The following is a 25,191-nucleotide window of genomic DNA, read 5'->3' on the forward strand; positions in this document are numbered from 1 at the left end:
TGCCCCGCCCGGGGCCGTTCCGTCGTCCGATCGGCGTCCCCCGACGCCCTCCGCTTGCGTCTCCCCCGCCTGGGCCGCCCCCAACCCCCGCCCCGGGCACCTCGTCACCGCCGGCCGCGCCACCCCGCCGTCACCGCCCCCGGTAACGGTCGACCACCGAGACGAACCGCCCGACGAGGGTCTTCGTCACCGGCAGGTTCGGCCCGGCCACCAGGTCCGACAGACCGACCGTGCAGCTGACCCGCACGGTGAGGGTGGCCAGGTCGCCGGCCCCGGTGTGCAGCACCCCGTCCTCGGTCGCGACGTCCAGCCTGCCGCAGTCGACGCCCTGTTGGGCGAGGACCTCCCGGGCGGCCCGCTCCGCCACCGCGTCCGTGGCCGTCGCGTCCGCACTGCGGGCCAGCGAGACCGTCCTGGCCGCGGAGCGGGCGGCCGCCTCCACCGCGGAGGCCGTGGTCTGCACCCGGCCGGCCGCGATGGCGAGCAGGATCAGCGTGACGACGGCCGGAGCGACGATCGCCGCCTCGATCGCCACCCCGCCACCGTCCCGTCCGCGGCCGGACCGCACGAGCCGGCCCGACCGCACCGCGCCCGGCAGCCGGACTGACCGCCGACGCGGCCCCGGCCCCTTCACGGCCCCTGCCTGGACGGCGCACCCGATGACGGCGCACCCGAAGGCGCACCCGCGGACGGACCGGCCGCCGCCGCACCCGCCGGCTTCGACGCACCCGGCCTCGGCGTCGACACGACCGGCGGGACGAACCGCTCGCGCGGGGCCTGCGCCGACTGCGTGATGGTGATGCCGGGGATGCCGGGGACCAGCATCGCCGACCGCACGCTCACCGTGACCCGGATCAGCTCCGGCGTACTGCCGGCCGTGCCGACCTCGAAGTCCCGCCCGCCCTGCCGCCGGAGGAAGTCCTCGGCCTGCCCGACCGCCGCGGCGTTCTTGACCGCGTCACCGGCGTTCCCCTGCATCCGGCCCGCGTCCACGCCCTCGCGGGCGGCGGTGAGCGCGAGTTGGCGGCTGTACCACCACATCGAGCCCTGGACGACGAGCAGCACGAGCAGGAGCACGACCGGGAAGACGATGGCCAGGCTCAGGCTCATCGCCCCTCGGTCGCCACGGCGACGGGGTCGGTACGTCACGAGCCGTTCGCACCGCCCGCCGCGCCACCGGCGGCGGCACCGCCCGCGGCGCCCGCACCCGGCAGGTTCGGATCCTGCTCGACCTTCTTCACGACCTTGTCCTTCAGCGTGTACAGCGCCACCGCCACGGCCCCGGCGACGAATACCAACGCGATGATGGCCAGGGCGAGTTCGATGCTGATCGCACCCCGGTCGCCACGGGCCCGGGCGGCCCGCAGGCGGCCCATCCGGAAGGTGAAGAGCAGCAGCGCGAACTGCACGGGCAGCAGGACAGGTCGAAGGAACCTGCCTGCCAGGTCTTTCAGGTGGACGGTCATCAGGACTCCCGGGAGGTGGTGTGGTGACAGCTGCTCGCAACGTCCGCTGCCGGACTAGCCGTTGAGCATCTGGTGGAGCGCGGGGAAGACGATCAGGGCGGTCATCAGCAAGGTCAGGGCGGCCCCCGGCGCGACCATCCGCTCGCTGTCCGCGTTGGCCCTGGCCAGGTCCTCGGCCAGCAACTCGCCGCGCAGGCCCTTGGCGCGGGCCCGCAGCGTGTCGTACACGGCCGCGCCGTCGGTGCCGGAGAGCCGCATGATGTCGGCGACGTCCTGCAGCGGGGTGAGGCCGAGCTCGGCGGCGAGCGCGTCCAGGCCGGCCCAGGGCGGCAGCCGGTCGGTGGCGGCGCGGTCCAGGGCGTCCCGGATCCGGCGGAACACCGTGCCGCGCCCGACCGAGGCGGCCCGGCGCAGCGCCTCGGCGGGACCGCAGTCGGCGGCCCGCTCCAGCGCGACGAGTTCCAGGTAGGCGGCGATGCCGTGCAGGTACTCGGTCCTGGCCTCCTTGGCCTCACCCCGCACGATGGCGTCCGGGACGAACCAGAACAGCCCGGCCAGCAGCGGTCCGACCACCAGCGGCAGCGCGAACGGCAGGCCGACGTCGAGCAGCACCGCCATCGCGGCCAGGTAGGCCGGCAGGACGAGGCCGATGACGGCGAACAGCAGCTTGTGCGCCATGAACCGGGCCGGGGTGCGGCCGATCAGCGACAGTTCGCGCTGCGGGATGCGCACCCCGCGCAGGGCGAGGGAGCGCTCGCCGATCCGGTCGAACCAGCGCGGCCGCTCGTCCGGGTCGGGCTCCCGCTCGGCGGGCGTGCGGTGCAGCCGGTCCAGGGCCTGGCCCAGGTCGGGTGGCGCGGGCCGGAGTTCGGATATCAGCATGGCGACGCCGCCGGCCGCGAGGGCGCCGGCCAGCACGGACCAGGGGGAGATCATCGGACCTCCCCGAGGCCGAGGAGGCGCTCGCCCTCGGCGGAGCCGTCCAGGCCCTCCCCGGGCGCGGACCGGCGGCCGGTGCGGCTGCGCCGGTCGGCCTCCAGCAGCCGGGGTACCGGCGGGTGCGAGGCGAGCGCGCGCATCCAGGCGATCACCGCGACAAACAGCGCGGCGACCACGGCGAGCACGACCTGCCCGAGCACCGTGCTGTACGGCCGGGTGTAGTCGGTGTTGAACGAGCCGATGACCACGACCAGCACGATGATGCCGACCAGCCAGCGGATGGTGGTGCGGTGCTTGGCCCGGTCGGCCTCGATGGTGCGGCGCTGGCGGACCTCCTCGCGGACCGAGTCCGCCATGTCGGACAGGGCCCGGGCGAGGCCCGGCCCGCTGTCCCCGGAGCGCAGCAGCAGCGCGGCGAGCACCTTGTCGGCGGTGGCGTCGGCGAGGCTGTCGGCGAAGGCGCGCAGCGCCTCCTCGGGCCGCCAGCGGGCCTGCAGCCGGGCGGCCAGTTCGCCGATCTCCTCCTCCAGGGCCGCGGGGGCGGTGCGGCGGCTGGTGACGATGGCCTGGTTGAGGCCGACGCCGAGCAGCAGCACGTCCGCGATGCGCTGGGTCCACTCGGAGAGCGCCTCCAGCCGCTCGATCCGGTGGGTGTCCGGGCGGGTGGTGTCGAACAGCCAGGGCAGGCCGAAGACGCCGAGCGGCACCAGCAGCGCGGTGAGCGGGATCCCGGTGAACAGCCAGCCCAGCGGCGCGCCGACCAGGGTCAGCGGAAGCTGGACCCGGCGCAGCCGCACCACCCGGGCGGGGGTGGTGCCGGGCGCGCCGTACCAGAACACGTGGGCGCGGCCGGTCAGCGGACTGCGGGTCCGGTCCTCGTCGTCGCCCGTGTCCTCGCTGCCGCGGGCCCAGGTCACCAGCGCGACCAGGCCGGTCATGACCAGCAGCCCGCACAGGGCGTAGAGCAGCATCATCGCGCGCCACCGCCGATCCGCAGCTGGAGCGGCCCCGTCCAGCTCCCGTACCGGGAGCCGAGCAGCGCGGCGTCGAAGCCGGCCCGGCGCAGGTCGTCCAGGCAGTTCGGCGGGGTGTGCGGGACGGCGCGCGGCTCGCCGAGTTCGGGGCGCGGGCCGAAGACGGTGTTCAGCGCCGGCCGGCCGCTCTCTCCGAGGCCTGCCACCTCCAGGACGTGCGAGACGAAGCGGTGCCGGCGGCCGCCGACGGCGGTCTCGTCGACCATCGCCACGTGCACGATCAGGTCGACGGCGTTGGCGGTGAGCCGGTAGGCGAGGGCGTCGGTCATGTGCGAGCCGTACTCCAGGCAGAGTTCGGCGATCCGGTCGACCACCATGTGCGGGCCGCGGGCGTGCAGCGTGCACATCGAGCCGCCCTCGCCGTTGGTCATCACCCGCAGCATCGGGACGACCTCGCCGGAGCGGACCTCGCCGACGATGATCCGGGAGAGGGTCATCCGCAGCGCCGCGGGGATGAGGTCGCCGATGGTCAGCTCACCCGCGATCCGGCCGTCGACGCGCTCGCCGTTGCCCTCCCGGGCCTCCATCGGGACGACCTGGCGCAGGTGGCCGAGGGTGTGCAGCCAGAGTTCGAACTCCGACTCCAGGGTGCCGATCCGCTCGTCCGGCGGGATCTCGGCGGCCATCGCGCGCAGCAGGCTGGTCTTGCCGACGCCCTGGGTGCCGGTGATCATCACGTTCTTCCTGGCCCGGATCGCCGCGGCCAGGAAGGCGGCCAGGGTGGAGTCCAGGGTGCCGAGTTGGACCATTTCGGGGAGGGTCGCCGAGGCCACCCGGTGGCGGCGGATCGCCACGTAGGGCCGCGGGGTGACCTCGGTGAGCGCCTGGAGGCGCATGCCGCCCTCCAGGCGCAGGGCGAGCGTCGGGCTGGCGGTGGAGAGGCTGCGCTCGCCGCCGCCGTGCTGGCGGGCCAGGTCCTGGAGCAGTTCGACGAGTTCGGCGTCGCTGTCGGCCACCGGCGGGACCTGGCGCAGGGGTTGGTGCACCCGGGAGACCCAGACGTCGTCGCAGCCGTTGATCAGGATGTTCTCGATCTCCGGGTCGTCCAGGTAGGGCTGGAGCCGCCCGGCGCGGAACAGCAGGTCGAAGACGGCCTCGGCGAGCGCGCGGTCCTGCTCGCGGGTGGGCGGGATCCCGTGGGTCTGCGCGTAGGCGTCCGACCAGCGGGCGACGGCCTCCTCGATCAGCGCCCGGCCGCGCTGGCGGCGGGTGGCGCGGTCCGGCTCGGCGCCGGAGGCGGCGGTCAACCGGGTGATCTGCTGGTGCAGTTCGGCGGCGACCTGGCGCTTGAGCTCGCGTGCCACCTGCGGGTCGACGGCCGGCCGGGTGCCGGCGCCGCGCCGGTCGAGCGAGGGGAGCTGGGAGGGGACGGCGGTGGGGGTCGCGGAGCCGCTCTGGTACGCGGGCGCGACCGGGCCCGGGGTGACCGGCCCGGGCTGGACCGCCGGCGAACCAACCGGCTGGGCCACCGGCGGGGCCGCGGTCCACGGCAGCCCGGCCGGGTCGGCCGCCGGGTGCTGGTGCAGGGGGCTACCGCGCACGGAGCACCTCCCCGTAGGTGATGTGCGACTGCTGCGGATGGCCGTACTGCGGCACCCCGTCGGGGTCGGCCGGCGGGCCCGGCTGGACCTGGCCGGCCCCGGGCGCGGGCTGCTGGACGTGCGCGGGGAACGGCGAGGGCGCGGCCGGCTGGACGTGCGCCGGGAACGGCGCGGCCTGCTGCACGTGCGCCGGGAAGGGCGCGGGAGCGGCCGGCTGCGGTGCCAGCCCGGCGAGCGGCGCCACCGGCCCGGTGGTGATCACCGGCGGGACGGGCTGCGGCGGCGCGTACGCGAACGGCTGCCCCTCGGGAGCCGCCTCGGGCGTGCCGAAGCCGGAGCCCGGGCCCCCGAAGCCGGGGCCGCCCGGGCCCGGGGCGCCCGGCTCGTGGACGCCGAAGCCCTGGCCGACCGACCCCGGGGCAACCGCCCCCGGAGCAACGGGAGCCGGAGCAACGGGAGCCGGAGCGATCGGCACCGGAGCGGGCGCAGCCGAGGGCGCCAGCCGCTGCCGCCGGCGCCGCACCAGCAGCTGGACCTCGTCCGCCGCCGACCGGGCGGTCCGCATCAGCTCCGAGCGGATGAACCGCCGGTCGGTGCTGTCCCCGCCGTCCGACAGCACCCGAGCCGTCCGCGCCGCGTGGGGCAGCAGCCCGAGCACCGGAAGGCCGAACTCCCGCGACACCTCGGCCGCCGAGTACGGCCCCTCGGCGATCAGCAGCAGCCCGAGCGCGTCCGCGCCGGTGCCCGCCGCCGCCAGGTCCTCGGTCAGCGCGGCCAGCCGGGGGCGGACCGCGCTCAGTCCGCGCAGGGTGGTCCGCACGGTCACCGCGACCACGTCCGCCCGGCGCGCCAGGACGGCACTGACCCCGGTGGCGCCGGAGCGCCCGAGGTCCAGGAGCACGTCGTAGCCCTGCTGCTCCAGCCCGTGCAGCACCTCCATCAGCGGCTCCCAGGTGTAGGCGAGCCCCGGGGCCTGGGTGGGGTCGGTCAGTCCGGGCAGCAGCAGCCGCTCGGCGTTCCCGTCGGGCGAGAGGTCGATCAGCTGCTCCCAGAGCGCCTGGGCGAGCAGCCCGCGCCGGTCGGCGACGGCGAGGTTGCGCAGCCCGTAGACCGCCTCGACCCGGCCCTCCAGCGCGCCGGCGAGCACCGCGCCGCCGTCCGGGTCGCATTCCACCAGCAGGATGCGGCGCCCGGGCTGCAGCGGCCAGGCCAGCAGCAGCGCCAGCGCCGTCGTGGTCGCGCCCGGTGCGCCCGGGCCCCCGACCACCGCGATGACAGCCATCTCAGGCCCCACCCACCCCGCTCGGCGACGCGGACCCGGCCGGAGCCGCCGCCCCGGAGGGCGCACCCGACGGTGCCGCCGCGCCAGAGGCCGCGCCCGAGGGAGCAGCCGGGGGAGCCGCGGCGGCCCGCGGAGCCAGCACCACCTGGATCCGCCCGCTGGCCACCCAGGCGGCCAACCGGGCCGCGTCCGCGGCGGGCACCGCCACGTCCACCACCTGGCTGCCGTCGGTGTCCACCCGCCCGACCGCGGTGACCACGGCGCCCATCGACTCGGGCCGACCGGTGTCCGGCGTGAAGACCACGACGATCTGGACCCCGGGCAGCAGCCTGGTCGCCGGCAGCTGGGTGCGCTTGGCGGACACGCCCACCACCAGCTGGCCCGGTTGGACGGTCAGGCTCCTCGCCAGGTCGCCGGTCACCACCAGCGCCCCGCGCTTGAGGTCGGTGGTGGCCCGCATCCCGATCGCGCCGTCCCGGTCCGCGGCCGACAGCGGTTTGAGCACCGGGTCGCTGGCGATCCGCGCCACCACCAGGTCGGCGTCGGTGATCACCTGCCCGTACGGCACGTCCCGGGCCATCGCCAGCACCGCGACCCGCTGTCCGGTGCTGTTGTAGAGCACCGCCCCGCCGAGTCCGCCGGCGGCTATCAGGGCCACGGCCATCGCCAGCACCGCGGGCCGGCGCCGCCGGGCCCGCAGCGTCCGGCCGGGCGCGTGCGGCGCCCCGCGCCCGGGTTTCTGCTCGGGCACCGGTGCGGACGCGCCCGCTGATCCGGTCGTGCCGGACCCCGGCGTCGCAAACGTACGGTTCTCCACCGGGCTCCGGCCTTTCCACGTCGATCGGTTGGGTGCGGGCCGCGCTGCGTCCGGCCCTGCGGTTCGGCGGACGACTGCGCCCGCCCGTCGGTCAGTTGAGGACCTGCACCTCGGCCACTCGGACCTCCAGCGGGGTCGACAGGATCATCGGCAGCGGGTCGATCCGCTGGGTGCCGCCGGTCACGGTGACATCGGCCCGCCAGTACACCGTGACGCTCCCGGCGAAGCCGCCGCCCGGCACGGTGCCGGAGCCGATGTCGAACCGGTGCGAGCAGTCCGGCGACTTGCGGGCGCCGTACGAGGGGTCGTACGGCGTCCCGGCGGTCGCGCAGGTCTCCTCGCGCCCGTCACCGAGGTCCCAGACCACCTTGAGCAGCCGGGGGGTGACCGTCACCGTGAGGGTGTTGCCCCGCACCGTGACCGGGGCGGGCACCGCCGGGCCCTTCGACTGGTCCAGCCAGAGCCAGACCGGCACGCCGACCACCGCCGCGCCCTTCGGCGCGATGCCGGGGACGGGGTCGGGGAAGTCGATCTTGTCCTGGGCCTCCTTGGCGAGCGCCACCGGGTCGTCCGGCGGCGGCCCGGCGGGGGCCTGGGCGAAGAACCTCGGCTCGGTCGTGCCCAACCCGTCCTCGGTGAACTTGCAGCTCACGTTGTAGACCGCGCCGTCGGACGGCTTGTGACCCTCCCAGGCCGGATCCCCGGCCTCCGGCTGCGGGCTGAGGTACCGGTAGTAGCAGCCGGTCGAGTTGCTGAACCAGCCCGCCTCCGGGTCGTGGCAGGGCCAGTCCTTCCCGTTCCAGCTGCAGACCTGCGGGCCGCCGCCACCGCCACCGCCGGTACCGCCGCCCCCGTTCGGCGGCGGTGCGGTCGCCGGATCCTTGACCTTGTCGCAGATCGACTTCACCTCGCAGTGGTTGACCGTCCCGCCGCCGGGCGTCGGTTCGTCCGCCATCGCAGGCACCGCCGCGGATAACAGCAGTCCGGCGACGAACAGTGCACGGATCAGGATTCGGGACTCGAATTTCAGCATGTCCGGCCCACCTCGCGCTTGAAGTCGTAGATCAGCCACCTGGCTTCGGACTTTCGCAGGGACGCCGTCGCGATGTAGCGCGACAGCCGTTGCACGGGATCCTTTGTCGCTTGCGTACCGGCATCCGCCTGGTGCCAGCCCGTCACATCGAGGCAGTCCTCGACCACGGCGGTCTGCGGGTTCGCCTTCAGATCAAGGGTCTTCACCACGGGGGAATTGCGGGGACCGCCGATCATCACCAGTTTGGCGGCATGCAGCCCCTGGAGGTCGACGAGCACTCCGCTGAGCGCCTGGCCCGAGGAGTAGGCCTCCAGGGCGGACCCGTCCGAGTCGACCCTGCCGAACGCCTCGACCTGGGCCTGCCACCAGTCCTGATACGTCCTCAGCACCGACCTGGCGGCGGCCCCCTCGGGGCCGTCGGTCGGCGCGATCCCGACGTTTGAGGAACCACCCGAAGGTGTTACCGGAGTCATCACCGCAACACTGGGCGCAGCCGTCCCCAGACGATCGACGGAACCGGCGCCACCACTGCTCGCACAAGCGCTCAGCAGCATCGCCAAAACCACCCCGCCGACCCCAACCGCCCCAGGGCGCAACACATTTCCGCGCTGCCGCATCGCCCCACCTCGTCGCGACCGACCCCGTCCGTGGCCCGTGGTCGCCAGAAGAATTCCGCCGTCCCGCCGATGTTGCCGCGAGAGCATCGATTCTTCGCCAACCCGCCCCTTCACGGCAACACCTCGGGCCCCCTGACCTTACGCGGAAGGCGGATCCGTCGGGGCACTTTCCCGCCACAGAACGGCCAACAGTTCTTCGGAAAGCGACAATCCGGCCAATGCGCCCCGCACGGCGGCCCGATTGCGCATCAACAGGCGCCCGCCGTGCGGCGGAACGAGCAGGCGCGCGCCGGCCGTGCCCGGGCCGCCGGCGGCCGCCGGGTCGCCGCCCAGCCGGGCGGCCACCGCGGGTTGCAGGTCGAGCGGCGCCACGGCGGCCGGGGCGCCCGGAATCCCCTGTTCCAGAACGGCGGTGAGGGCCCGGCTGAACGATCCGCCGCCACCGGGCAGCACGTCGTCCCGGCCGCGTCTACCGGGGGTGTAGCGGCCGACCCTCCCCCAGAGCGGGACTCGCGAGTAGCCGAGCAGCTCCCCCGCGCCGTCCTCGCGTTCGAGCGCCGCCCAGGTGTCCCGGTCGGCGACGGCGTCGACCAGCAGCAGCGCCTCCTCCTGGTCGCCGTGGACCATCGCGCTGACCACCCAGTCCCAGGCGAGCCCGCGCCGGTAGGCGTTGTCGGCGGTACTGCCGCCGGTGACCAGCGCCAGCCGCCGCCCGCGCGGGTCGGCGACCAGCTGGCCGAGCAGGCAGACCACCAGCCACCGGCCGGGCCGGCGGGCCGCCTCGCGCACCCCGGTGAGCATGGTGTTGGCGTCGGCGGCCGGATCCACGACCGTGACCCGGCAGCCGGCCGAGCCCGCGTCGAAGCACATCCCGGGCAGCACGTCGGCCAGCAGCCGGGCGCCGTCCGCCGCCGCCGCCGAGCCGCCGAAGCCCCGGTCGGGCCCGCCGTCCGCCCCGACCACCACCAGATCGACCCCGCTGATCATCCCCACGCCCCCTTCCTACCGGCCCGGCGCACCGGAACCGCCTGCCGCCCACACCGCGCGCGCCACCGGGGCGCCCGCTCCGGACGCCTGCACCGGACGCCCGGTACCCGCCGGACAAGCTACCGCCCCGGGCCGTCACCGGCCGGGCTCCGGCCAGGTCCGCGGCCGGTTCACCCGACCCGTTCCGCCGGTGGCCGGGCGGCCGTCGCGACGGCCTCCCGTCCCCCCGCTCAGGGACCATGGGCCCTATCGGCCCGCACCGGCGCGGGAGGACGATCGGACCCATGGACCGTGAAGAGCACGTGGAGACCCTGGGCGAGGCCGAGTGCCTGCGGCTGCTCAGCACCGTGCCCGTCGGGCGCGTGGTGTACACCGAACACGCACTGCCCGCCGTGCTGCCGGTCTCCTTCCAGGTCGCGGCGGACGGGCGGCTGCTGCTCGCGGTGCGCCGGGTCGGCACGACCGCGCGCTGCCTGGACGGCACGGTCGTCGCCTTCCAGGCCGACCTGCTGGACCCGGTCACCCGGACCGGGTGGAGCGTGCTGGTGCACGGCCGGGCGGACGTGGTGCGCGACGCGGACCAGTACCGGCGGGCGCTGCGCTCCGGGCTGCGGCCCTGGGTCGGCGATCCGGACCCGATGTTCGTCGCGCTGGTACCCGAGTTGGTCGGCGGCCGCCGGCTCCTCCCGCTCGGCCGCCGGGTGCAGCACTCCTGAGCCCGCCGGGGCGCCCGGGACGCGACAGGCCCCTGACAGGTGACCGGCGAGTAGGCATACTCTGCCGGAGTCCCCGCAGTCCCCGCCCCCAGGAGCGCACCTTGACGACCTTCGCCTCCCTCGCCGACCTGACCGCCGCCGTCGGCACCGAGCTCGGCACCAGCGCGTGGCACACCGTCGACCAGGCCAGGATCGACCTGTTCGCCGAGGCCACCGGGGACCACCAGTGGATCCACGTCGACCCGGAGCGGGCGAAGGAGAGCCGGTTCGGCTCGACCATCGCGCACGGCTATCTGACGCTGTCGATGATCCCGGTGCTGGCGAAGGAGTGCTACGGCGTCGAGGGCGTGCGGATGGCGCTGAACTACGGCTCGGAGAAGGTGCGCTTCCCCGCGCCCGTCCCGGTCGGCACGGCGATCCGGGCGACGGCCGAGCTGCTCTCCGCCACCGAGGTCCCCGGCGGCGTCCAGGCGGTCGTCCGGTTCACCATCACCAGCGCGGAGAGCGCCAAGCCGCACTGCGTCGCGGAGACGATCACCCGCTTCTACGCCTGAGCCCTCCGGACCTGGTGGGAGGCCCCGCCGTACGCCGAACGGCCCGCGCAGGGCCTCCCACCAGGTCCGGACGGCCCACAGCGAGTAACCTCCGACGAGATGGTTGTCGTACCGGGCCGGACCGCACCACCGGCGGTACGCACCTCGGCATGCCCGGTAGCCGTAACCGTCTTTGGAGGTGCCGTGCCCCGCCCCGCTCCGTGGTATTCCCGCGTCGCCGGTCTGACCTCGCAGTTCTCCACTCCCCCGGGCCTGGCCGGCCTCCGGCGCTCCGTCTGGCACCGGGTCAGGACGGACGCCTTCGGGGCCGAGCCCCGGGGCGAGCGCCTGTCCCGGATCCACCGCTCCCCGCAGTTCGCCGACGGCGCCTTCCGCAACCCGCTGCCCACCCGCCGACTGGTCTACGAGCGCACGCCCCTGGAGATCACCCGGGCCCAGCTGACCTCGAACCGGACCCGCCGCAACCCCACCGCCGCCGTGCCGCTGCACCGGCTGCTGCCGGTCGAGCTGGCCACGCCGCCCGCCTCCGGACTGCGGCTGACCTGGCTGGGGCACGCCACCGTGCTGGCCGAGATCGAGGGCCGCCGGGTGCTGTTCGACCCGGTCTGGGGCGAGCGCTGCTCGCCGTTCGGCTGGACCGGCCCCAAGCGGCTGCACCCGGTGCCGCTGCCGCTCGGCGAACTCGGGCCGGTGGACGTGGTGGTGGTCTCGCACGACCACTACGACCACCTGGACATGGCCACCGTCCGCGCGCTGGCCGGCACCGGCGCCGTGTTCGCGGTGCCGCTCGGCGTCGGCGCCCACCTGGAGCACTGGGGCGTACCGGCCGACCGGATCGTCGAGCTGGACTGGTGGGAGTCGGCCGAGGTCGCCGGGCTGACCCTGACCGCCACCCCGGCCCGGCACTACTGCTCGCGCGGACCGCGCACCAGCGCCCTGTTCCTCTGGGCCTCCTGGGTGGTGGCCGGGGCCGAGCACCGGGTCTTCCACAGCGGGGACACCGGCTACTTCCCCGGGTTCGCCGAGATCGGCCGCCGGCTCGGCCCCTTCGACGCGACGATGATGCAGGTCGGCGCCTACAGCGACTTCTGGCCCGAGGTGCACATGACCCCCGAGGAGGGGGTCCGGGCGCACCTCGACCTCGGCGGAGAGCTGCTGCTGCCGATCCACTGGTGCACCTTCAACCTGGCGCCGCACCCCTGGGAGGAGCCCGCCGAACGGGCCGTCGCCGCCGCCCAGGCGCTCGGCGCGCGGCTGGCGGCGCCCCGGCCCGGCAAGCCGTTCGAACCGGCCGACCCGCCGCCGCTGCGGCTCTGGTGGCGGGCCGTCGCGGCGCTGCCCCCGGGCCCGGAACTACTCGTCCCCGACGGCCCGGCCAAGGCCGCGGGCGGCCCCGCCACCCGGCCGCAGGCGGCCGCCGAGGACGGCGGCGTCACGGTCTGACCATGCGTGACCCGGCCCGGCGCTCGCTGGAAACCACCCGCGAGCGCCGGGCCCACCCCTGCGGCCGTCAGCCCGCCAGCACCTCCCGCAGCGCCCGCGCCTCCTTGACCAGGCGGCTGGACCCCGAGCGGGCCGCCACCCGCGTCACCTCCTCGACCGGGCCGCGCGCCCCGGTCCGCCTGGCACAGTCCGCGGCCACCGCGACCAGGTCGCCCAGGCCCCGCGGCGCCGGGTCGAGCACCAGCAGCCCGGGCAGCGCCGGGGCCAGCACCGACCAGACCGTGCCGTACGCGCCGGTCTGCGCCGCCGCGGCCAGCGCCTGGCCCAGCCGCGAGGGCAGCACCGTACCCGCGGCCACCAGCGCCGCCAGCTCCCGGCCGAGCAGGCCTCCGTCCAGATCCCCGCGCGCGGCGAGCACCAGCAGCGCGTCCACCGCCGCCGTCCGGTCCTCGGGGAAGCGCGCACCCAGCCCGTACGCCACCACCAGGTGCACCGCGAGCCCGGCCGGACCGCCGGCCTCGGCAAGGACGGGCAGCATCCCGGTCGCACCGCGCCGCTCGCGGTCGGCCGAGTCGGCGAACCAGTCCAGCCAGCGGGCCGCCAGCTCCTCCCGGTGGTGCGGGAGCACCGCGGCCCAGTGCACGGTGGGCTGCCACCCCCACTGGTCCTGCTTGCGGGCCCGGGCGACGCTCGGCTCGGTGCCCTCCAGCAGGCCCCGGAAGACGGCGTCCAGCCGCTCGCCGGCCGGACCCGCGGGCCCGGCGCCGATGCCCGGCTGAGCGACGGCGACCCGGTTCAGGGCCTCCCACCAGCGGTTCCAGAAGGGGTGGCGGTCGTCGGCGCCCGGGCCGGGCGCGAACACCACCCGCTCCGAGGGCTGGCCGGGCAGCCCTCCCCGGACCAGCCAGTGCGCCACCCGGCGCCCCGCCGGGGAGGCGAGCCGCCCCGCCGCGGCGAGCGCCTCGGCGTCGGTGGTCGGGGTGAGCCGCAGCAGGGCGGCCTGCAGATCCACCTCACCCGGTTCCACCCCCGCCTCCTCGTACCGGGCCAGCCGCCCGACCAGCGCGGACGCCTCCACCGCACCGGTCGCATCGGTGGGGGTGGCCAGCAGCAGCGGCAGCCCGTCGGTGCCGATCCGCTCGGCCGCCTCCACCAGCCGGGCGCCCAGCACATGGCCGTACGCCGTGTTGTTCGCACCGCGCAGCGCGGGCCGGCCCTTGCGCCGGAGCACGCCCTTGCGGTGGTGCGGGTCCACCTGCCCGGTGACGGTGAGTGCGACGTACAGGACGTCCCGCGGCCCGCAGTCGTGCCAGCGCCCCGTCTCGCTCCAGTGCTGCCCCCGCAGGACCGGCTCCAGCGCCGTGCCGAGCGCCGCCCGGTCGAGGCGGGCGTGCCGCACCAGGCCGTCCAGGACGCGCTCGAAGTCCGCGACATCCGGCTGGTACCCCGCCAGCAGCGCGGACAGCTCCTCGGCGACCTCGGCCGGCGTGGCGATCGGGTCCGCCAGCGGGCGCGGGACGGGCACCGGCGGCAGCAGCTCGCTCCACCCGGTGTCCGGGTCGTCGCCGCCGACCGGGGCGCCGAACAGCCCGGCTGCGCGGGCGTGGTGGGCCGGGTTCAGCCCCTCGGCGGCGAACCGCAGCTCGGGCAGCACGGCCGGGCCGGCCGCCCCGAGGTGCCGGGCCACCACGTTCAGCGCCCGCTCCTGGAGGGCGGTGTCCGGGTGCCCGAAGGCCTCGGCGGCGGCCAGCACCACCGGGCCGGCCCGCTCCGGCGAGCGCCTCGCGGCCTTCTCCAGCCAGCCCAGCTGCGCCCGGACCAGCTTCTTCTCCGTCCGGAACAGCACCACCGCCGAGGCCTCGGCCACCACCTCGGGCTCGACCAGTGCGGCCTCGTCCAGGCCGGCGAGCACCTCCTGGGCGTGGCCGGCCACCACCGAGACGCCGTCCAGCAGCGCGAGCAGGCTGCGGACGTGCCCTGCGTACTCCGCGGGCCCGGGGGCGAGCTCCCGCAGCATCGCGAGGAAGAGCCGCTGGTCGACCGGGCGGCCGCCGCGCACCAGCCGGGCGAGGCAGCGGTCGATCAGCTCGGCGCGGTCCAGCTCGCCGCTCGCGGCCAGCCCGGCGACCGCCTCGGCCCAGACGTCCCCCGGCCGGTCCGACCACCGGAACTCCAACAGCGAGCCGATGTCGGCCAGTTCGAACACCCGGGGCAGCAGCACCGGCCGGAAGGCGTCGGCGCGCAGCCGCTCCAGCAGCGTCGCGCGCGTACCGCCCCGGCCGCCCTCGCCCTGGACGAGCCGGCGCAGCCACTCGGTGACGAAGGCGTCGGACTCGGGCACCGGGCAGCCCGTCCGCCGCACCACCTGTTCGATCAGCGGGTAGAGCTCCCAGCTCCAGCCCTGCGGGGAGCGCTGGGCGAGCCGGGCGGCCACGTCGGTCTGCCACTCGACCGGCTGCGCCGCCACCACCTCGGCGAGCGCGGGGTGGCGGGCCCAGGAGCGCTCCGCGAAGTCCCGCCCGCCGATCCAGGCGGCGGCCGCGGCCGGCCCCGTGTGGCAGCCGGCGCCGGCGACCAGCAGGGCCCCGCTCTGCCGGTCGGCCGCGTTCGACCACTCGCCCCGGAGCTGCTTGCGCAGCTCCTTCAGCTCCACCAGGCAGGCCCGCCGTTCGGCCGGGCCGAGCGCCGCGGCCAGGGCCGGCACCTGCGGTGTGCGCCCCTCCCGGACGGCCCGCAGCAGCTCCTCGACCCCGCTCATCGGCCGGCCCCCGTCCCGTTGTGGGCCTCGCGGACCATTCCGACCGCCAGTGCGTGCTTGCACGGGCCGCGCCCGCCCCGGTACTTGGCCCACCACAGGCAGGTGCAGGCCGCCCGGCCCGACGCGTCCGTCCGCACCCGCTGGATGTGGTCGTCCACCGTGACGGTGGCGAGGGCGCCGCCCTCCTCCAGCCGTACCGCACCCGCCGCGACCAGCGCGCGGGCGGCCCGCAGCCGCGGGTTGTGCACCTCGGCGCGGCCGGCGTCGTACGGCAGCTGGCGGTGGAAGTAGGCGGCCTCCGCCGTGTCGTAGCCGATCTGCCCGGCCGTGCCGAGCCTGGTCAGCGCGGCCCGGACCCGCTCCGGGGGGAGCCCGGACTGCTCGGCCAGCTCGGCGGTGTCGATCCTCGGCTCCCAGGCGAGCAGCACGCCGACCAGCTCGGCGTCCTGCTCGGCCGTGCCGGTGGCCAGCGCGCCGAGCACCCCGCCCTCGCCGGAGAAGCCCCGGGAGGCGTCGGGCGAGAGGGTGAGGGTGAGCCGCATACCCGGCAGCACCACCTCCCAGGCCGAGGCCTCCGATCCGGAGCCCGCCACCGGCCCGTACACCCGCAGCGCCAGCGCGTGGCGCAGCACCCGGTGCAGGGCGGCCAGCCGCTCCGGGCCGAGCAGCCGGATCGCGCCGGGCACCGGCCGGGTGGTGGGGCGCAGCGTCCGGCCGGCCGGCACGACCCACCCCGGGGCGCCGGGTCGGGCGCCGCCGCGCGGCAGCGAGCGCAGGAAGCGGACGGCCTCGGCAGCGGGCAGCTCGGCCCGCAGGTCGAAGCCGGCGGCGGTGACCTGGGTCTCGGCGAAGCCGCGCAGCCAGCGCTCGGGCAGCGGGACCTTGCGCTCGACGACGGGCCCGTCGAAGGTGGTGACCTCCAGGGCGTCCGGTCCGACGGCCAGGTGCAGCGGGTCGGCCGGGCCGATCCGGGTGAGCGCCTCGCGCAGCGGGTTGTTGACGTCGACGTTGGTGGTGCCGTGGCCGATGTCGTCGCCGTCGAGCCCGGCCTCCAGCACGTCCAGGCGGGCGTAGACGCCGCAGCAGCCGGAGAAGGACTCGAAGCGCAGCCGGTCCCCGTTGGCGGTGACCACCGGGTCGAGCGAGGCGCGCAGCCTGGGCTGGTAGTAGCGGGCGGCGGCGACGTCGGCGACGGCGAGCAGCCCGGCGGCGGCCGGCGCCGGGTCGGCCAGGAAGCCCGCGAAGAAGCGCGGGTTGGCGACCGCCCCCAGCGGGGTGGCGCCGCCGGAGGTCTCCAGGGCGAGGCGTGGGCCGTCGGCTCCGTCGAGGACGGCGGACGGGCGCAGATAGGCGTACGCGTGTGCGGCTTGCGTCATGCCGAGCACGCTAGGTGACCGCACTGACAGTCCGTCCGGCCACCACGGGACTGAAACAGGTTCTATTGCGTGGAATACCGCCAGAGGTTACCCAGGTCACACCGGCGGGACGTTGGCTTCTGCCACTATGGGCCGGTGAACGAGCTGACCCATCAGGAGACTCGGGCCACCGCCACCGGTAGCCCGTTCGCCGAGCTGCTGCGGATCGACCGGCTGGACGGGAACACGTTCCGGGGCCGCTGCCACGCCGGCGCCCCGATGCGGGCGTTCGGCGGGCAGGTCGCCGCGCAGGCGCTGACCGCGGCCGGGCGCACCATCGGCGAGGGCCGCTCGGTGCACTCGCTGCACGGCTACTTTCTGCTCCCCGGCGATCCGACCCGTCCGATCCGCTACGAGGTGGAGCGGCTGCGCGAGGGCATGTCGTACGCCGCCCGCCGGGTGACGGCCGTCCAGGGCGAGGAGGCGATCTTCACCCTGTCCGCCTCCTTCAAGCGCTCCGAGCCCGCCACCGACCGGCACCGGGAGATGCCCCCGGTGCCCGGGCCGGAGGAGCTGCCGGACGCCTTCGCGCGCTGGGACGACGCCGCCCGCGGGGACGACCGGGCCCGGTTCGAGGGGTTCCGCGCCCTGGAGCTGCGCTTCGTGCCGCCGGACGCGCCCGGGCTGCCCCCGGCCGTGCCGGGCATGCCGCAGCAGTTCGTCTGGCTGCGCACCGGCTCCCCGCTGCCCGCCGGGGATCCGCTGGTGCACGTCTGCGCACTCACCTACCTGTCGGACCTGACGCTGGCCTCGACCGCCGGGCTGCACCTGCAGCCCAACTTCTTCCACCGCACCCAGCCGCCCCGGCTGATCCTGGCGTCGCTGGACCACTCGATGTGGTTCCACCGCCCGTTCCGGGCCGACGAGTGGCTGCTGTTCGCCCAGCGCAGCCCGTCCGCCGCGGACGGCCGGGGGCTGTCACTCGGCGAGTTCTACGACCGGGACGGCCTGCTGGTGGCCTCGGCGGTCCAGGAGGCCCTGGTCCGCGAACGGCCTCCCCGCCCCCGTTGACGGGTGCCCGCCGCACCGGTGGCCGGTACGCGAACAAGGGGAGGCCGGTCGGCGTCATACTCCTGAGCGGTCCCGAGCCGTATCATGGTGCGGGTGACCAAGGTTGACCTGTCACCACGGCCGGTGGAGACGATGTCTCCGCGTCAGCTCGAACGCCGCGAGTCCCTGATCGCGGCCGCGCTCGCCCTGGTGAACGAGATCGGCGTCGAGCGGCTGCAGATGAAGCAGGTCTGCGAGCGGTCCGGAGTCGCCCTGGGGACGGCGTATCGCTACTTCTCCTCCAAGGACCACCTGTTGGCCGCGGCGATCGCCGAGTGGCACCGGCTGCTGCTGGCCGACCTGGTGGCGGAGCTGCGCGGGCCGCGGGCGGGGCTGGGGGCCACCGACCGGGTGGTGCGCTTCGTCCGGGGCGGCATGCGGGCCTATCAGCGCCAGCCCGAACTGGCCCGGCTGAGAGTGGCCGTCGCGGCGTCCACCGATCCCTTCGCGAGCGAGGCCCTGCAGGGCATGGCCCGTGCCGACAGCACCGCGCTCCAGGCGGTGATGGCCGAAGTCCCGGCCGCCGCGAGCGATCTGGTGCGGCACATCGTCGGCCATGCCTGGCAGGGGGAGCTGACCGCCTGGGTGACCGGCCGGACCACCCTGGGGGACGCCCGGCGGCGGCTGGAGGACGTGGTGCGGCTGGTGCTGACCCCGTACGAGACGCCGCACCCGGCGCCGTACGAGGTCCGGCCGACCAGCTGAGCCGACCGGCCCGGCCGACCGGGCCGGACGGCGCGCGGTTCGGCGCCGTCTGACGGTCCGGCACGCCCTGCCGCCTCCTCGCCGCTCCCCGGCGTGCCCTCCCCTCTCCGCGCACGGGGACTGGACATAGTACGACATGTATCCATTTCTTGATCATGCCGCCGACCGTCCAGTACGCCGTGAGAGGTACCCCCATGAGCAGTCCGCCGCCGGGCCCTGACGAACCCGCAGCGACCCTCCCCGCCGACCGGGCGGTCTTCGGGATCAGCGCCGTGCTGGTGCTGGCGGTGGTCGCCTGGGGGGTCTTCGCCCAGGACTCCCTCGGCGACGCCTCCAGCACCGCGCTCGCCTGGGTGCTGCACAACTTCGGCTGGCTGTTCGTGGTCGCCGCCGACGTCTTCCTCGTCCTCACCGTCCTGCTCGCCTTCAGCCGCTTCGGCCGGATCCGGCTCGGCCGCGACGACGACCAGCCCGAGTTCTCCACCCTCGCCTGGGTCGCGATGATGTTCAGCGCCGGCATGGGCATCGGCCTGATGTTCTACGGCGTCGGCGAGCCGCTCCAGCTGTTCGCCGCCCCGCAGCCCGGCTCCGGCCTCGAACCGCAGAGCCCGGCCGCCGCCCAGAGCGCCCTGGAGTTCTCGCTCTTCCACTGGACGCTGCACCCGTGGGCGATCTACGCCGTGGCCGGCCTGGCCCTCGCCTACACCACCTTCCGCAAGGGCCGGGGCAACCGGCTCTCCGCCGCCTTCGTCCCGCTGATCGGGCAGCGCGGCGCGGACGGCTGGGCCGGGCGGGCGATCGACCTGCTCGCCGTGTTCGCCACCGTCTTCGGCTCGGCCACCAGCCTCGGCCTCGGCGCCCTCCAGGTCGCGGACGGCCTCGGCTACATCTCCTCGGTGCGCAACACCGAGAACGCCCAGCTGGTCATCATCGGCTCGCTGACCGCCGCCTTCGTGCTGTCCGCCTTCTCTGGCGTGCACAAGGGCGTCAAGTGGCTGTCCACCGCGAACGTCGTGCTGGCCTCGGTGATCATGGTCTTCGTCTTCCTGGTCGGCCCGTCGGTCTTCGTGCTGGACGCGATCCCCTCCAGCGTCGGCGGCTACCTCTCCGACCTGGTCGCCATGTCCACCCAGACCGGCGCCTTCACCGACGAGAGCTGGCTCGGCACCTGGACGATCTTCTACTGGGCGTGGTGGCTCTCCTGGGCGCCCTTCGTCGGCACCTTCATCGCGCGGATCTCGCGCGGCCGCACCATCCGGCAGTTCCTGCTCGGCGTCCTGCTGGTGCCCAGCGGCGCCACGGTGATCTGGTTCTGCGTGATGGGCGGAACGGCGATCCGGCTGGACTCCACCGGCGCGGCCGACCTGGTCGCCACCATCCCGCAGGGCGCCGAGGCCTCGCTCTTCGAGATGCTGGACGCCCTGCCGCTCGGTTCGGTGACCAGCGTGGTGGCGGTCCTGCTGGTGATGACCTTCTTCATCACCAGCGCCGACTCCGCCTCGCTCGTCCTCGGCTCGCTCTCCAGCCGGGGCTCACTGCACCCCCGCACCTGGCTGGTGGTGGTCTGGGGCGTGCTGATGGGCGGGGTGGCCGCCGCGCTGCTGCTGGCGGGCGGGCTCACCGCACTGCAGAACGCCACCATCCTGGTCGCGCTGCCGTTCGTCGTGGTGATGCTGCTGCTCTGCGTCGCCCTGGTGAAGGAGCTGCGCGGGGACCCAGCAGCCGGACCCTCCCGCCTCCACCCCGCGCACGGCCTGCGGGACGCCGTCCGGGTCGCCGTCGGCGAGGCGATGGCCGACGCCGGCCGGGGCCCGCGTCCGCCGTCCGGGTGAACCACCGCACCCGAAGCACCCGGTTCGGGCCCCGCTCCACCCGGGGCGGGGCCCGGCCCGCACAATCCGACGCCCACGCCCCATCGGGACTTCACCCGTGCGTAGCGACCGTTAACGCCGTCCTGGAACGCTCTCTGACATGAACGCCAACCCTCCGGCGACCCTCGAGGATCCGCGCTTCCCGCTCCCCCAGCGCCACCGCCGTTTCCTCGCCGTCGCCGCCGTGCTCGCCTCCGTCGCCCTCGGCACCCTGGGCGTCGGCGCCACCGTGGAGACCGTCCGACACGACACGGTGGCGACGGCCACCGCCGGACGGTGAACTGACCCGGGCCGCGACGGCCCTCCCTCCCCGCACGCTCGCCCGTCCCCGGCACCGCAGTCCGGCCGCCCAGGCCCCGGATGCGGTGCTTTTCGGTGTTCCGGAGCGCCGCGCTCCGGCCCCGCCGCCCGGGCCGGGGGCTCGGGCCTGGAGCCCGGGCCGGGGGCTCAGGGCGTCAGACCCGCTGCTGCGTGAGCGGGCCCGGCTGGCCGGGGACGGCCGGCGGCTCGGGGCGGGAGTGGCGGCCGGTGCCGGGGGCCGGGAGGAGGTCCGCGGCCGGGGCGTAGCGGGCCGCGGGGGCCCGCAGCAGCCAGCCCGGCGGGCGGGTGCCGAGCGGCGCGCGGGTGATCAGGCCCATCCGGTGCAGCAGGTCGAGGGCGTCGCGCCGCAGCGCCGTCCGGTCGGCGAGGTAGTCGCGGCGCCAGCCGGCCGGGAGGCCGTACTCGTCGGCGATGTCCCCGAGCACGCCGTCTATCAGCGCGTCCGGGATCGACACGTCCGTGCCGGCGCTCTCGCCCGGGAGCGGGCGGACCTCCTCGACCAGGCGCTCGACCAGCAGCAGGGTGGCCTGGGCGAGCATGCCGGTGCCGGGCAGGGCCAGATCGGTGAGCTCGTCCGCGGGGTCGAGCAGGGCGACGCCCTCGGCCCGCAGCTCGGCCTCCAGGCCGAGGAAGTCGGCGAGGGCGGCCGGCCCGGTGTGGCGGTGGCGGTCCAGCCAGCTCCGCTGGTCCTCCGTGAGGTCGGCGCCGAGGGCGGCCGGGGTCTCGGCGAGGCGGCGGCGGACGGCGATCGCGGGCTCGGCCTCGGCGGCCCGGCGGATCAGGTCGGCGGCGTCGTCCGCGAGGGCGGGCGGACCGGCCGGGACGGCGCGGGCGAGCTCCCGGTCCACGGTCAGGACGGCCGCCGGGTCGGCCTGGGCCGGGGCCTCGGTGAGGACCTGCCAGTCGGCCAGGGCCGCGAGGGCGGCGGCCAGCTCGGCCGGGTCGGCGGCCAGCCCGGGGGCGGCGGCGACCATCGCCGCCAACAGCCGGTCGAGCGGCAGCTCCTCGGGGGCGTCGACCAGCAGCGCCAGCGCGAGCGCGAGTTGGGCGTAGGCGCCGGGGGTGAACGGGACTCCGGTGCCGGGGTGTTCGAGCCGGCGGGCGCCGCCGGGGCCGAGGCCGGCCTTGCAGAGCCGGGCGTGCCAGGGGCCGACCACCAGCCGGTAGCCGAGCAGGGTGTCGAACCGCTCGGTCAGCCAGTCCCGGTGACGGCGGATCAGCGGGAACCCGTCGGCGTGCGGCCCGGCGGCGGTGACCAGCGGATGGGCCAGCAGCAACCGGGCGGCGATCCGGCGCTCGGCCGCGGCGGAACGGTCCTGCGGGCAGGCGGCGGCCCGGGAGCGCTCGGGCTTGCGGTGCCGGCCCGGCCTGCCCGGGGCGGCGTCCGGGAGGGCGGCGTCCGGGGCGTCCGCGTCCCGCCGGGCCCGGCGCACACCGCGCACCGGGCGGGCCTCCCGCAGCCGCAGCACGGCCGGGGCGTGCGCGGTCGGCCCGTGCCACCAGCTGACCTCGGCGTCGGCCGGGTCGGCCCCCGGCTCGGCCAGGACGCCGAAGTGGCGGGCGGGGTAGAGGCCGAAGGAGGCGGCGCACAGGTCGTCGGCGGTGCCCGGGGAGGCCTCGGCGAACCAGTGGGCCAGCCGCAGCAGCCCCGGGTCCGGCGACAGCCGCTCGGCCGGCCCGCCCGCCAACGGCCGACCGGGCTCCGGCCGGGCGCCCTCCTGCGGACCGTCAGGACGGATGCCGCGCACGGCGATGCCGGCGTCGGTGGTCCCCCGCCGCGCCCCGCCCTCGCGCCCGTCCGACGTGCCACCGGCCACCCGCGTGGTGCCGGTCGCGTACTCCTGCTGCTCCATGTCGTGGACCAGACTAGACGCTGGGCGCCGCCGCCGGTGGCAGTGCCCGGGGCCCGGGGCCGATCGGCCGGCCTCCGGGCCGTCCCGGTACGGAGGCAGGCCGCCCGCCCCCGCCGCTACGCGCCGGTAACAAACCCTTCCCCCACCGGGTACGGTCGCCTATCGTGCCGAGCACCGGCCCGCCGGCCGCCGCGCCCACCCACCCGACCCCCGGAGGACACCGCCGCATGAGCATCCGTACGACCACCCGCGCCGTCCTGGGCGGGCGCCTGCGCTCCGCCACCGGGCTGCTCACCGGCTTCGCCGCCACCTCGGCGGCCCACCTGGGCGCGATCCTCACCGACTCGCCCGTCCTGCGGCACGCCACCAAGCCGGCCCTGATGCCGCTGCTGGCCGCACACAGCGTCACCGCCGCCGCCACCGCCGCCCGGGAGACCCCGAAGCTGCTGGCGCCCGCACTTCTGCTGAGCGCCGGCGGGGACGTCCTGCTCCAGCTCGGCAACGACCCCGCGTTCCTGGCGGGCATGGGCTCCTTCGCGGCGGCGCACGTCTGCTACGTGACGATGTTCGTCCAGCGCGGCGCGCTCACCGACCGGCGGCGGGCGGCCGTGGTCGCGGTGGCGTACGCGACGGCCTGGGCGGCGATGGTCGGTCGGCTCTGGCCGGACCTCGGGGATCTGCAGGTCCCGGTGGCCGGCTACAGCCTGCTGCTCACCTCCACCGCCGTCACCTCGGCGGGCCTCGGCTGGCGGACGGGGCTGGGCGGGGCGCTGTTCCTGCTCTCCGACACCCTGATCGCCACCAAGCTGGCGAAGTGGCGGGAGCTGCCGGGCCATCAGTTCTGGATCATGGCCACCTACATCCTGGCCCAGTACCTGCTGTCCACCGGCCTCCTGACGGCCCTGCGCGAGGAGGAGTCCGCCACCGGGGCGGCCGCGCGGCCGGCCGCGCCTGACCACGGGCCGGGCCGCGGGTCGAACGCCGGGCCGGGAGCCGGGCGGAGCCCCCGGCCGGCCACCGCCTGACACGCCTGCGCCGCCGGACCAGCGGCCCGGCGGCGCAGGAGGTGAAGCGGGAGAAGCGGGGTGGGGCAGGTTGAGCGGGCGGAGCCGCCTCAGACGGACCCGGCACCGCCGCGCCGCCGCAGCAGCCAGAAGCCGCCGATACCGCCCGCGACCAGCGCCGCGCCGCCGGCCAGCTCGGCCGGGTTGGCGGCGACCGAGCCGCCGAGACCGGTCTTCACCGCGCCGTGCGGGGCGACCTGCTGACTGCCCGCACCGGACTGGCCGAGCGAACCGGCCCACTCCCCGGCCGCCTTGCCCCACTCGCCGAGGCTCTCGGTGGGCGAGGAGGACGAGGCGGCGACGGTCGTCACGGTGACGCTGGTCGAGAAGGCGCCGCCGTCGGGGCAGGTGCCGTCGACCTTGCTGGCACCGCCGTCCCTGCTCGCCAGCCGGGCGGAGCCGGTGTGCTTGCCGTCCGAGCCGAGGGTGAGGGTGGCCGGACCGCCCTCGAAGGCCGCGGAGCTGGCGGTGATGGTCTTGGCGTTGGGCTTGTCGGACTTCTCACAGGAGACCGTGACCGTCACGGTCTGGCCCGGTGCGGCCTGGGACGGGCTGACCGTGGCGGCGCCGTCCTTGGCCAGCGCGAGGGGGGCCGTCAGGCCGGTCAGCACCGTCGCGCCGATCAGGGCGGCGGCGGCCGTACGCATGGAGCGCATACCCGAACCTCCGGGATTCTCGGGCGCAGCCGGGGACTCCGATGTCCTCGTGATCGAACAACTACACCCAGTCACTCACCGACAGTAGGCACGCACCCCCCGCCCGGCCACCGCTCGGGACCGTTCGGGGGACTACGGCGGGTGACCCGGACCGGGCTCAGAGGTCCAGGTCGACCACGACCGGCGCGTGGTCGGACGTGCCCTTGCCCTTGCGGGCCTCGCGGTCGACGTAGCTGTCCGTCACCGCGTCGGCGAAGGGCTTGTTGGCGTAGGTGAGGTCGATCCGCATGCCCCGGTTCTTGGGGAAGGCCAGCTGGCGGTAGTCCCAGTAGGTGTAGGGGCGGTCGTACTTGAGCGGGCGGGGCACGACGTCCTGGAGGCCGGCCTCGCCGAGGGCGGCCAGGGCGGCGCGCTCGGCAGGGGTGACGTGGGTCAGGCCCTCGAAGGCGGCGGGGTCGAAGACGTCCTCGTCGGTGGGCGCGATGTTGAAGTCGCCGAGGACGGCGAACGGCCGCTCCCCCGCGGCGTCCTCCAGCGAGGCCTGGCGCAGGGCCTCCAGCCACTCCAGCTTGTAGCGGTAGTGGGCGTGGTCGACCTCGCGGCCGTTGGGCACGTAGACCGACCAGACCCGGACCGGCCCGCAGGTGGCGGCGATGGCGCGCGGCTCGACGTCGGGCAGCAGGGCGTCGTCGGCGAGGTAGCCGGGCTGGCCCGGGAGGTCGCGCACCACGTCGTCCAGGCCGATCCGGGAGACGATCGCGACGCCGTTCCACCGGCCGGTGCCGTGGGCGGCCGTCTCGTAGCCCAGCTCGCGCACCGGCTCGTACGGGAAGGCGCCCCCGGCGCACTTGAGCTCCTGGAGGCAGAGCACGTCCGGCTTGGCGCTCTCCAGCCACTCCAGGAGTTTGGGCAGCCGCGCGGTGACGGAGTTGATGTTCCAGGTGGCGATGCGGACGGTCACGGCGGGTGGCCTTCCCGGTGGTGCGGACAGGGGGACGGGCGAGGGTGGGCGGCCCCGCAAGGCCGGGAGCGCCCACCCCGAATCTACCGCCGCGCACTGACAGACCGG

The 25,191-nt window shown here is 75.9% G+C and carries 24 protein-coding genes; 8 read left to right on the forward strand and 16 right to left on the reverse strand.

The genetic code is table 11. The features are described 5' to 3' along the window. Window positions 1-130 precede the first annotated feature (130 nt). The 11 genes from ACGFZP_RS12020 to ACGFZP_RS12070 all read right to left on the reverse strand — a co-directional run bounded on the left by ACGFZP_RS12020 (window position 131) and on the right by ACGFZP_RS12070 (window position 9,716). On the reverse strand, window positions 131-535 hold the full coding sequence (locus ACGFZP_RS12020) for a TadE/TadG family type IV pilus assembly protein (protein ID WP_392931270.1): 405 nt from the start codon (window positions 533-535) through the stop codon (window positions 131-133). A gap of 95 nt (window positions 536-630) precedes the next feature. Beyond that, the gene (locus tag ACGFZP_RS12025; protein ID WP_392931272.1) at window positions 631-1,110 is read right to left on the reverse strand and encodes a TadE/TadG family type IV pilus assembly protein; all 480 of its coding nucleotides are present in this window, start codon (window positions 1,108-1,110) and stop codon (window positions 631-633) included. A gap of 35 nt (window positions 1,111-1,145) precedes the next feature. Then, window positions 1,146-1,466 (reverse strand): hypothetical protein, encoded by a 321-nt coding sequence (locus tag ACGFZP_RS12030; RefSeq protein ID WP_392931274.1) that lies wholly within the window; start codon window positions 1,464-1,466, stop codon window positions 1,146-1,148. 54 nt (window positions 1,467-1,520) lie between these two features. Continuing rightward, complete coding sequence (locus tag ACGFZP_RS12035) at window positions 1,521-2,402, reverse strand: hypothetical protein (RefSeq protein WP_392931275.1); 882 nt, start codon at window positions 2,400-2,402, stop codon at window positions 1,521-1,523. Then, window positions 2,399-3,379, reverse strand: a complete 981-nt coding sequence (locus tag ACGFZP_RS12040) for a type II secretion system F family protein (RefSeq protein ID WP_392931277.1) — start codon at window positions 3,377-3,379, stop codon at window positions 2,399-2,401. Before ACGFZP_RS12040 ends, ACGFZP_RS12035 begins: the two co-directional genes overlap by 4 nt. Further along, on the reverse strand, window positions 3,376-4,980 hold the full coding sequence (locus ACGFZP_RS12045; protein WP_392931279.1) for an ATPase, T2SS/T4P/T4SS family: 1,605 nt from the start codon (window positions 4,978-4,980) through the stop codon (window positions 3,376-3,378). Before ACGFZP_RS12045 ends, ACGFZP_RS12040 begins: the two co-directional genes overlap by 4 nt. Continuing rightward, window positions 4,970-6,262 carry a hypothetical protein gene (locus tag ACGFZP_RS12050; RefSeq protein WP_392931281.1) on the reverse strand — a complete coding sequence of 431 codons (1,293 nt, stop codon included), beginning with the start codon at window positions 6,260-6,262 and terminating at the stop codon, window positions 4,970-4,972. The genes ACGFZP_RS12045 and ACGFZP_RS12050 overlap by 11 nt, the downstream gene beginning before the upstream one ends. 1 nt (window position 6,263) lies before the next feature. Then, window positions 6,264-7,013, reverse strand: a complete 750-nt coding sequence (locus ACGFZP_RS12055) for an SAF domain-containing protein (protein WP_392931283.1) — start codon at window positions 7,011-7,013, stop codon at window positions 6,264-6,266. Window positions 7,014-7,170: 157 nt separating this feature from the next. Beyond that, complete coding sequence (locus tag ACGFZP_RS12060; protein ID WP_392931285.1) at window positions 7,171-8,112, reverse strand: hypothetical protein; 942 nt, start codon at window positions 8,110-8,112, stop codon at window positions 7,171-7,173. Continuing rightward, window positions 8,106-8,666, reverse strand: coding sequence for a hypothetical protein (locus tag ACGFZP_RS12065; RefSeq protein WP_392931287.1), 561 nt, complete (start codon window positions 8,664-8,666; stop codon window positions 8,106-8,108). Before ACGFZP_RS12065 ends, ACGFZP_RS12060 begins: the two co-directional genes overlap by 7 nt. 201 nt (window positions 8,667-8,867) lie before the next feature. Then, window positions 8,868-9,716, reverse strand: a complete 849-nt coding sequence (locus tag ACGFZP_RS12070; RefSeq protein ID WP_392931289.1) for a hypothetical protein — start codon at window positions 9,714-9,716, stop codon at window positions 8,868-8,870. A gap of 284 nt (window positions 9,717-10,000) precedes the next feature. Between ACGFZP_RS12070 and ACGFZP_RS12075 the strand changes: the two genes are divergently transcribed. From ACGFZP_RS12075 to ACGFZP_RS12085, 3 genes are all read left to right on the forward strand, one after another. Further along, window positions 10,001-10,432 carry a pyridoxamine 5'-phosphate oxidase family protein gene (locus ACGFZP_RS12075; RefSeq protein ID WP_392931291.1) on the forward strand — a complete coding sequence of 144 codons (432 nt, stop codon included), beginning with the start codon at window positions 10,001-10,003 and terminating at the stop codon, window positions 10,430-10,432. A 101-nt stretch (window positions 10,433-10,533) separates the two neighbouring features. Beyond that, the gene (locus tag ACGFZP_RS12080) at window positions 10,534-10,986 is read left to right on the forward strand and encodes a MaoC family dehydratase (protein WP_392931292.1); all 453 of its coding nucleotides are present in this window, start codon (window positions 10,534-10,536) and stop codon (window positions 10,984-10,986) included. A gap of 252 nt (window positions 10,987-11,238) precedes the next feature. Beyond that, window positions 11,239-12,429, forward strand: coding sequence for an MBL fold metallo-hydrolase (locus ACGFZP_RS12085; RefSeq protein ID WP_392932224.1), 1,191 nt, complete (start codon window positions 11,239-11,241; stop codon window positions 12,427-12,429). A 67-nt stretch (window positions 12,430-12,496) separates the two neighbouring features. Here the strand turns inward: ACGFZP_RS12085 and ACGFZP_RS12090 are convergent, their stop codons facing one another. Both ACGFZP_RS12090 and ACGFZP_RS12095 read right to left on the reverse strand, forming a co-directional pair. Continuing rightward, a complete protein-coding gene (locus ACGFZP_RS12090; protein WP_392931294.1) occupies window positions 12,497-15,187 on the reverse strand; it encodes a DUF6493 family protein in 2,691 nt (896 codons plus the stop codon). After that, the gene (locus ACGFZP_RS12095) at window positions 15,184-16,563 is read right to left on the reverse strand and encodes an SWIM zinc finger family protein (RefSeq protein WP_392931296.1); all 1,380 of its coding nucleotides are present in this window, start codon (window positions 16,561-16,563) and stop codon (window positions 15,184-15,186) included. Before ACGFZP_RS12095 ends, ACGFZP_RS12090 begins: the two co-directional genes overlap by 4 nt. A gap of 135 nt (window positions 16,564-16,698) precedes the next feature. Here ACGFZP_RS12095 and ACGFZP_RS12100 point away from each other — a divergent pair, with 135 nt between their 5' ends. From ACGFZP_RS12100 to ACGFZP_RS12115, 4 genes are all read left to right on the forward strand, one after another. Continuing rightward, window positions 16,699-17,613 (forward strand): acyl-CoA thioesterase, encoded by a 915-nt coding sequence (locus tag ACGFZP_RS12100; protein WP_392931298.1) that lies wholly within the window; start codon window positions 16,699-16,701, stop codon window positions 17,611-17,613. A 93-nt stretch (window positions 17,614-17,706) separates the two neighbouring features. Beyond that, window positions 17,707-18,357, forward strand: a complete 651-nt coding sequence (locus tag ACGFZP_RS12105) for a TetR/AcrR family transcriptional regulator (RefSeq protein ID WP_392931300.1) — start codon at window positions 17,707-17,709, stop codon at window positions 18,355-18,357. Between the two features lie 194 nt (window positions 18,358-18,551). Continuing rightward, the gene (locus tag ACGFZP_RS12110; protein ID WP_392931302.1) at window positions 18,552-20,189 is read left to right on the forward strand and encodes a BCCT family transporter; all 1,638 of its coding nucleotides are present in this window, start codon (window positions 18,552-18,554) and stop codon (window positions 20,187-20,189) included. Window positions 20,190-20,328: 139 nt separating this feature from the next. After that, a complete protein-coding gene (locus tag ACGFZP_RS12115) occupies window positions 20,329-20,508 on the forward strand; it encodes a hypothetical protein (RefSeq protein ID WP_392931304.1) in 180 nt (59 codons plus the stop codon). A gap of 175 nt (window positions 20,509-20,683) precedes the next feature. Here ACGFZP_RS12115 and ACGFZP_RS12120 read toward each other — a convergent pair whose 3' ends face one another. Then, window positions 20,684-22,402 carry a DUF2398 family protein gene (locus ACGFZP_RS12120; protein WP_392931306.1) on the reverse strand — a complete coding sequence of 573 codons (1,719 nt, stop codon included), beginning with the start codon at window positions 22,400-22,402 and terminating at the stop codon, window positions 20,684-20,686. Between the two features lie 227 nt (window positions 22,403-22,629). Between ACGFZP_RS12120 and ACGFZP_RS12125 the strand changes: the two genes are divergently transcribed. Beyond that, the gene (locus ACGFZP_RS12125) at window positions 22,630-23,427 is read left to right on the forward strand and encodes a lysoplasmalogenase (RefSeq protein WP_392931308.1); all 798 of its coding nucleotides are present in this window, start codon (window positions 22,630-22,632) and stop codon (window positions 23,425-23,427) included. Between the two features lie 89 nt (window positions 23,428-23,516). Here the strand turns inward: ACGFZP_RS12125 and ACGFZP_RS12130 are convergent, their stop codons facing one another. After that, a complete protein-coding gene (locus ACGFZP_RS12130) occupies window positions 23,517-24,122 on the reverse strand; it encodes a hypothetical protein (protein ID WP_392931310.1) in 606 nt (201 codons plus the stop codon). Between the two features lie 157 nt (window positions 24,123-24,279). Further along, entirely contained in the window at window positions 24,280-25,083 is an 804-nt protein-coding gene (locus tag ACGFZP_RS12135; RefSeq protein ID WP_392931312.1) for an exodeoxyribonuclease III, read from the reverse strand. Window positions 25,084-25,191: the final 108 nt, after the last annotated feature.

Origin of the sequence: Kitasatospora sp. NPDC048239, from assembly GCF_043202015.1 — a bacterium.
In the GTDB taxonomy this organism is placed as follows: Bacteria; Actinomycetota; Actinomycetes; order Streptomycetales; family Streptomycetaceae; genus Kitasatospora.